The organism is Subtercola boreus, assembly GCF_003399625.1.
Lineage (GTDB): Bacteria > Actinomycetota > Actinomycetes > Actinomycetales > Microbacteriaceae > Subtercola > Subtercola boreus_C.
Window position 1 is genome coordinate 1 of the sequence record NZ_NBXA01000070.1, and the last position, 6,382, is coordinate 6,382.

The 6,382-nt window shown below is 58.2% G+C and carries 6 protein-coding genes; 1 reads left to right on the forward strand and 5 read right to left on the reverse strand.

Going from position 1 to position 6,382, the window contains the following annotated elements:
• Positions 1–144 precede the first annotated feature (144 nt).
• Genes B7R21_RS19225 through B7R21_RS19245 form a run of 5 tightly spaced genes read right to left on the reverse strand, consistent with a single transcriptional unit; the run spans position 145 to position 4,867 of the window.
• Positions 145–537, reverse strand: coding sequence for a nuclear transport factor 2 family protein (locus B7R21_RS19225; protein ID WP_116284863.1), 393 nt, complete (start codon positions 535–537; stop codon positions 145–147).
• 9 nt (positions 538–546) lie between these two features.
• A complete protein-coding gene (locus tag B7R21_RS19230) occupies positions 547–1,422 on the reverse strand; it encodes an SDR family NAD(P)-dependent oxidoreductase (RefSeq protein WP_116284864.1) in 876 nt (291 codons plus the stop codon).
• A gap of 19 nt (positions 1,423–1,441) precedes the next feature.
• Positions 1,442–2,203: an SDR family oxidoreductase gene (locus tag B7R21_RS19235; RefSeq protein WP_216364326.1), complete on the reverse strand. Its 762-nt coding sequence runs from the start codon at positions 2,201–2,203 to the stop codon at positions 1,442–1,444.
• Between the two features lie 43 nt (positions 2,204–2,246).
• Entirely contained in the window at positions 2,247–3,266 is a 1,020-nt protein-coding gene (locus B7R21_RS19240) for an ABC transporter permease (RefSeq protein WP_116284865.1), read from the reverse strand.
• Complete coding sequence (locus tag B7R21_RS19245; RefSeq protein WP_116284866.1) at positions 3,263–4,867, reverse strand: sugar ABC transporter ATP-binding protein; 1,605 nt, start codon at positions 4,865–4,867, stop codon at positions 3,263–3,265. The genes B7R21_RS19240 and B7R21_RS19245 overlap by 4 nt, the downstream gene beginning before the upstream one ends.
• Before the next feature lie 179 nt (positions 4,868–5,046).
• Here B7R21_RS19245 and B7R21_RS19250 point away from each other — a divergent pair, with 179 nt between their 5' ends.
• Positions 5,047–6,198 (forward strand): sugar ABC transporter substrate-binding protein, encoded by a 1,152-nt coding sequence (locus B7R21_RS19250; protein WP_116284867.1) that lies wholly within the window; start codon positions 5,047–5,049, stop codon positions 6,196–6,198.
• The last annotated feature ends 184 nt before the right edge of the window (positions 6,199–6,382 follow it).

The following is a 6,382-nucleotide window of genomic DNA, read 5'->3' on the forward strand; positions in this document are numbered from 1 at the left end:
CAACCAGAACACGCCTCACCCAACAGGCCCGGGGTGGGCCCGGCATAGGCCGCCCCGACACCGCTAAACGCCGAGGTGGTCTCCGCTTAGATTACCCAGGTGGTCCTGGCCTAGGTTGACATACTCAGTTCTCGTTCCGCCGAGTCAATCGGGCAGAGGTGACGGCTGAAACGCCAATAATTGCCACCGGTTGTCGCCGTGGATCCAGGTCGCCGTCGTGGCGTTGTTGAGTTCGACAGAATGGGAGTCGATGATGATGGTCGCGGTCTGATGCCCGATGACGACCGCAGTATCACCCACGACGATGATCTCTGTTTCCGGGTGCTCTATTCGGAGGTAGTTGAAGAAACCGGATTGAATCTTCTCTAGGAGAGACCGTTTTGAGTCGCGCTGGCCTCGAGTGTGGGTATAGACCATTCGCGGGTGGCAGAGGCTATCCAATGTCGGAATGTCTGCCTCAATGGCGGCCGTAATGCGCTGCGACTCCAGCGAACTGATGAGAAGTTCGACTGTGGTTGTCGCGGAGGTCTCGTCCATGGTGATTTCTCACCTGCTCTTGGCGGCGGAGCCGAAGCTCGGGTCAACGTCGGTGATCCCCATGATTTCAAAAGCCTGACCGACTACGCCCCCCAGATCGTGGGTGAACACACTGGATAGTCCCCCATCGACTGCGATGTGCTGGCCGGTGATGAATTCTGCGCGATCGCTCGCGAAGAAGAGTGCCATATTCGCAATGTCCAGAGTCGTACCGCCGCGTCCAAGCGGGTGAAACTCGGCAAACGGCACCTTCAGGGCTTCGACAAACTCGGGATAATATTTCGGATCCAGAGCAGTCCCACGCGCCATGATAGGCGTGCGGGTGAGGCCGGGCATAATGACGTTAGATCGAATTTTATATTGCGCGAGTTCAGACGTCGACGTTCGAGCGACCTGAATGATCGCCGACTTCGCAGCATCATAGGACGGAGCCGCGTAGCCTCCGCTGATACCAGCCACGCTCGAGATGGAAACGATTGATCCGCCTGTGCCTTGTTCTTTCATCTGACGGCCGGCGTACTTGTGACCGAGCAGAACGGATCGAAGGAGCAGATCGAGAGTTCGAGAGAAGCCTTCCGCGTCCAGATCGAGCAACCCGCTTGGCTCGCCAACCGCGCCGGCGTTATTGACCATCACATCGACGTGCCCGAATTCGGCTGCCGCATGACCGATGAGGGCTTCAACGTCAGCGGGAACTGTCACATCGGTTCGAATGAATCGGAAGTCCTGACCCAGTTCAGATTCGAGTTGGGTGCCGGTCTTGGTGTCGATGTCACCGACGACGACTTGAGCTCCTTCGGCAAGGAATAGATCGACCATTTCGCGTCCGATGCCGCTGGCGCCGCCTGTGATTACCGCAACTTTTCCAGCGAGTTCGTTTGTCATGTGTCTAGTTCCTTTTTGTTCATTTTGTTGATGAGCCGAATGCGGGAGTGCCCGCTGTGATGCCGCCGTCTACGACGAATTCCGCGCCCGTACAGAAGCTGGATTCGTCGCTGGCCAGAAAGACGACCACTCCAGATACTTCGTCAGGCGTTGCGCCCCGCCCAAGGGCGCCCCCGCCGAGGGAGGAGACATCCATATCGTCGATCATGGGGGTGTGGATGACGCCGGGGTGGATGGAGTTCGCGCGTACGTTCGCGTGGCCAACTTCGAGGGCCACTGATTTGGTGAGCCCACGGACGCCCCACTTCGCTGCGGTGTAGCCGTGTAGCTCCGCGGACCCTTGAAGTCCGGCGGTGGAGGAGATGTTGATTATCGAAGACGGTGCAGACTTTTTCAGCTCGGCCATCGCGGCCGTGATACCGAGGAAGGGTCCGGTGAGGTCGATCGCAATGACTTTTGACCAGTCGTCTTCGGAATAGTCACCAATGGCACCGAAGTTTACGATTCCGGCGTTGTTGACTAAGACGTTGAGCCTCTCGAATCGTTCGATGGTTGCCGCTACGGCCGCCTTCCAGCCGGCGGCGTCTGTGACGTCGAGGTGGAAGTATTGGGCTGAATCACCGAGCTCGTTCGAGAGCGCCATTCCTAGCTCGTCGAGAATGTCTGCGATCATCACTTGGCCGCCCTCGGCGACGATCGCGCGGGCATGCGCTTCGCCCATTCCGCGTGCTCCACCGCTGATGAGGGCGACTTTGCCCCGCAACCTGTTTGTCACTGTCATTTTCCTTTTCGTTTTTTGGCTGGGCATGGGTGCTGACGCCGGGTTACACGGGTTTGCCGCGCAGATAGCGTGTCAAGGCAACAGCGACGAGGAGCGCAACGCCGTTGAATGCTGGTTCCACCCAGCTGGGTAGACCCAAGAGGTTAAGCCCGGCGACTCCGGTTGCGAGTGTTACAACGGCGGTGATTGTTCCCCAGACGTTGAACTGACCGACGTAGTATGCGGTTGCACCGAGGAAGACGGCTGCGAACGCGGGCAGCAGAAATGAGGGTCCGACCGCGGGGTTCCCGCTTCCAAGCTGGCCCGCTTCGACGACCCCGCCGATGCCGGCCAATGTTCCGGCAAGCATGAACGTCACGATGGTGACCCTGTCGGTGTTGATTCCGGAGAGTCGTGCAGCGTCCTTACTGCCTCCTACAGCGCTCATGTAGCGACCGAACGGTGTTCGTTTCAGGAACACCCAGACGATGACCGAGATGATCGCTACGTAGATGATCGGGCCAGGGATGCCCAGGGGAGCCCAGGAGGATATGTTGATCAGTTCCGCGGGTACTCCTTGGAAGATGACCGTGCCGCCGGAGTAGGCGAGAACGACGGCTCCAATGAGCGCGGCGGTACCGATCGTTGCAATGAACGAATTCACTTTCGCTTTCGCAACCAAGAGCCCGTTGCATAGCCCGACAAAGGTTGTTGCCGCGATCGACAGCACGATGGCGACAGGAATGGGTACAGCGCCGTTGGCGGTGAGGCCAGGGAGCAGCAGGGCCGAGAGGCCCATCTGGGCACCCAAAGATAAATCGAACTCGCCAATCACTAGCGTCAGAAGCGCGGCCAGAGCGACAAGTGCCAACACCGATTGCGTACTCAATACGGTCTTCGCGTTGTTCAGCGTTGCGAATGTTGTCGGTTCAAGGATGGAAAAGATGACGATGAAGATGAGCAGAAGAACTGGCAAGGCGAAACGCGACCCGCTTGCAAGTTTGGCGCGAGTATTTCTCGGCGGTCGAGCTTGCCGTGGTCCCCGGGCGGGCGGCTTTGCCGGTGGGGCTAGCGTGGTCGTCATGGTTTCTCCTCAAATTGGTCAACGCTTACTAGATCGGTTTCGTCGTCGACGCCGAATGTGGCCTGTGACATGTTCTCGGTTGTCAGCCGTTGCCCTTCAAGCTCGCTGACGATCTGTCCGTTTCGGAGTATCGCTACCCGGTCGCACAAGTTGGCGAGGTTGTCGAAGTCGCTGTCGATTACGAGAATGGCTGCGCCGGAAGCGGCCGCCTCCCGAAGCAGTGCGAAGATGTCTGCCTTCGCTCCGACGTCGACGCCCTGAACAGGTTCGTCGAGGATCAGTAGTTTGGGGTTTCGCGCCAACCATTTCGCCAACACGACTTTCTGTTGGTTACCGCCGGATAAAGTCCCGAGCTGTCTCGAGGGATCGCGTGGCCGAATGTCCAGGGCGCTGATAGCTTGTTTGACCTGTGTCTTCTCGGCGCTCAGATTCAGGAAGCCGATGCTGGTTGTCCGAATTTTCGCGAGCGTGATGTTCTCGGCGATGCTCATGTCAAGGATGCAACCATCGCGGCGTCTGTCTTCGGGTACCAGGGCTATTCCGGCCCTCATCGCTGCCTTCGGAGATGCTGGGGCGATAGCGATGTCGTTGATCGAACGTGATCCGCTCGTCAGCTTCTGCGAGCCGAAAAGCAGCCTCGCCAGTTCGCTGCGGCCGCTTCCGGCGAGACCAGCGATGCCGAGAATTTCGCCTAACTTTACCGTTAGTGAGGCGTCTCGAACGCGCACACCCGTAAGCTCGACTGCTCGAAGCACCACGGGCTGCGGCGCATCCCCGATCTTTCGCTGCACCTTCTCGTTGGTGTCGGTTGTATTCAGTTCGGTTGCGGCACGTTCCCCGACAATTGCAGTGAAAAGCGACCGCCTGGTCATTTCGGAGACGAGGAAAGTTCCCGTCAAGACTCCATCGCGCAGGATCGAAGCGCGATTTGCGATCCTAAAAACTTCTTCAAGGCGATGAGTGACATATCCGACACCGACGCCAGCCGCAGTCACTCGAGCTATTGCTTCGAAGAGGAGTTCGGCATCGTTGTCCGGAAGAGCCGCTGTGGGTTCATCCAAGATCAAGACCGACAACGGAGTCGCATTCGCCTCGCGTCTTGGCTGGAACGCTCGGGCAATGGCCAAGAGTGTCCGTGCGGTAACCGGCAGGTCGCGAACGAAAGCGTTCGGCGAGATCAACAGGCCAAATGAGTCCAGAATCTCAATCGCGCGCGCCTTTTGGCTGCGCCAGTTGATGAGGGGTCCGGAACGTTCGAACCCGGTCCCGATGGCCAGGTTCTCAGCCACCGTCATGTCGCCTATCAATCCGAGGTCTTGGTGCACAAACGCGAGCCCAAACCGTGACGATTCGCTGGGCGGAAAGGTTTGCGGTAGCTGGCGCCCGTTGACCTGGATCGAACTTCCCGGATCTGGACGGTGCACCCCCGCTAGGCACTTGATCAGAGTTGACTTGCCGGAACCGTTCTGGCCGAGGAGCGCGTGGACTTCTCCCGGCGCGATAGTGAGCGATACGTCGTTGAGGACTGTCAGCCCGGCGAATGTCTTGCTTAGGGATCTAATAGAGAGCGCATCGGCGGCCGTCTCTGTGGTTGGGAACATCGTCGTCCTTACTTATGCAACTTCAGTGGTGCCTCGCCACTCAGATGCGGCTTCAGAATTCAAAAATAGCACTAATCAAAAAAGATTCCAATAAATTTCGAAAACAAGTCCTACACTGACAATCACGCCGCATCCGCGGATGAACATTGCACCAGCGAGAACGATCATTGAGGACAAAGATGTTCAAATTTCGATACAAGGCGCTTGCGATAGCGGCGCTTGCACTCTCACTCAGCGCTTGCGCTACCAGCGGCGGCACGGCAACCCCAACCGCCTCCAAAGGAACGTACGACCCGCAGTTCACAGCAAAGGTCCAAGCTGACGTCGACCAATACAAGGCTGCGCAAACAACGTTGCCGCCGAGCGGTGGCCCGAAGGCCGTACCGGGCAAGAACATCGCTATCGTGACGATCACGCTTGCCGAGACGGGCGCGAAAACGATCACAGATGCGCTGACGGCCGCAGTGCAAGACATTGGCTGGACTTCGACGGTTTACGACGGTCAAGGCTCAGCGACGACCGCGAACGACAAAATGCAGCAGGCCATTACGACCAAGCCGGACGCGATCGTGTTGGTGGCTCTAGATGAGACCACGGTCGGTGCCGGCTTGGCAGCCGCGAAGGCTGCGAATATTCCTGTGGCCTGTAACGCCTGCTGGGATCTGAGCTCCGCAGACACCAAGGGTCCCTACGCTGACGTTCAGCCTGCACTGTCGCTGTTTTCCGATATGGGTAAGGCGAGCGCCGAATACGCATACCTGCAAACCCAGGGTCATCCCAAATTTCTGACGTTCAACGACCCGGCACTATCGAATTTGATCGCCCGGACCAACGGCTTCGACGACTTCATGACTGAATGTGCCGCCGCGGGCGGCGACTGCTCGGTGGTTGCAAATACCCCCTTCCAGGTAGCAAATGTGACAACCACGTTGGCGGCGAATGCAGCAACCGCTGCGCAGGCGAACCCTAGCTTCAACGCGGTGTGGGCCGGCTTCGATTTCGCTGGGCTGCAGATCATCAACGGACTTCGCCAAGCAGGTCTGGTGCCGGGGACGACCAACCAGTTCATGGTCTCGGCAAACGGCGACGGCGAGAACATCAAGTTGATCGCGTCTGGTGGGTATCAGAAGGCCACCGTAGCTGTCGCTTTCAAGTGGGGCGCATATGCCAACATCGATGATCTGAACCGTATTTTCGCTGGCCAGCCAACTGTCGATCAAAACGTTCCAATCCGCCTGTTCGACCAGAGCAACGCCGATCAAGCGCAGGACGGCACCTGGAACGGTGACGCTGATTTCCGGGCTGCTTACCTCGCAACCTGGAAGGGCTAACAAGCCACGACCCCAACACGCGTTACGCAGCAATTCGAACTGACGGGTTTGCTGCGCGGGGTCTGCCCAGAGTTCGGTTGTCATCTGATCTGTGAGATTTGATTCTCGCTGGAAGGATGTCAGTTATGGCAAAGGCATATCCGAAAGAGTTCCGTGATGATGTCGTGGCGGTGGCCCGGAAGGG

Excerpts from the sequence above, each read along its gene's own strand:
- B7R21_RS19250 (WP_116284867.1), top strand. The coding sequence starts at position 5,047 with ATGTTCAAATTTCGATACAAGGCGCTTGCGATAGCGGCGCTTGCACTC.
- B7R21_RS19230 (WP_116284864.1), bottom strand. The coding sequence starts at position 1,422 with ATGACAAACGAACTCGCTGGAAAAGTTGCGGTAATCACAGGCGGCGCC.
- B7R21_RS19245 (WP_116284866.1), bottom strand. The coding sequence starts at position 4,867 with ATGTTCCCAACCACAGAGACGGCCGCCGATGCGCTCTCTATTAGATCC.
- B7R21_RS19235 (WP_216364326.1), bottom strand. The coding sequence starts at position 2,203 with ATGACAGTGACAAACAGGTTGCGGGGCAAAGTCGCCCTCATCAGCGGT.
- B7R21_RS19240 (WP_116284865.1), bottom strand. The coding sequence starts at position 3,266 with ATGACGACCACGCTAGCCCCACCGGCAAAGCCGCCCGCCCGGGGACCA.
- B7R21_RS19225 (WP_116284863.1), bottom strand. The coding sequence starts at position 537 with ATGGACGAGACCTCCGCGACAACCACAGTCGAACTTCTCATCAGTTCG.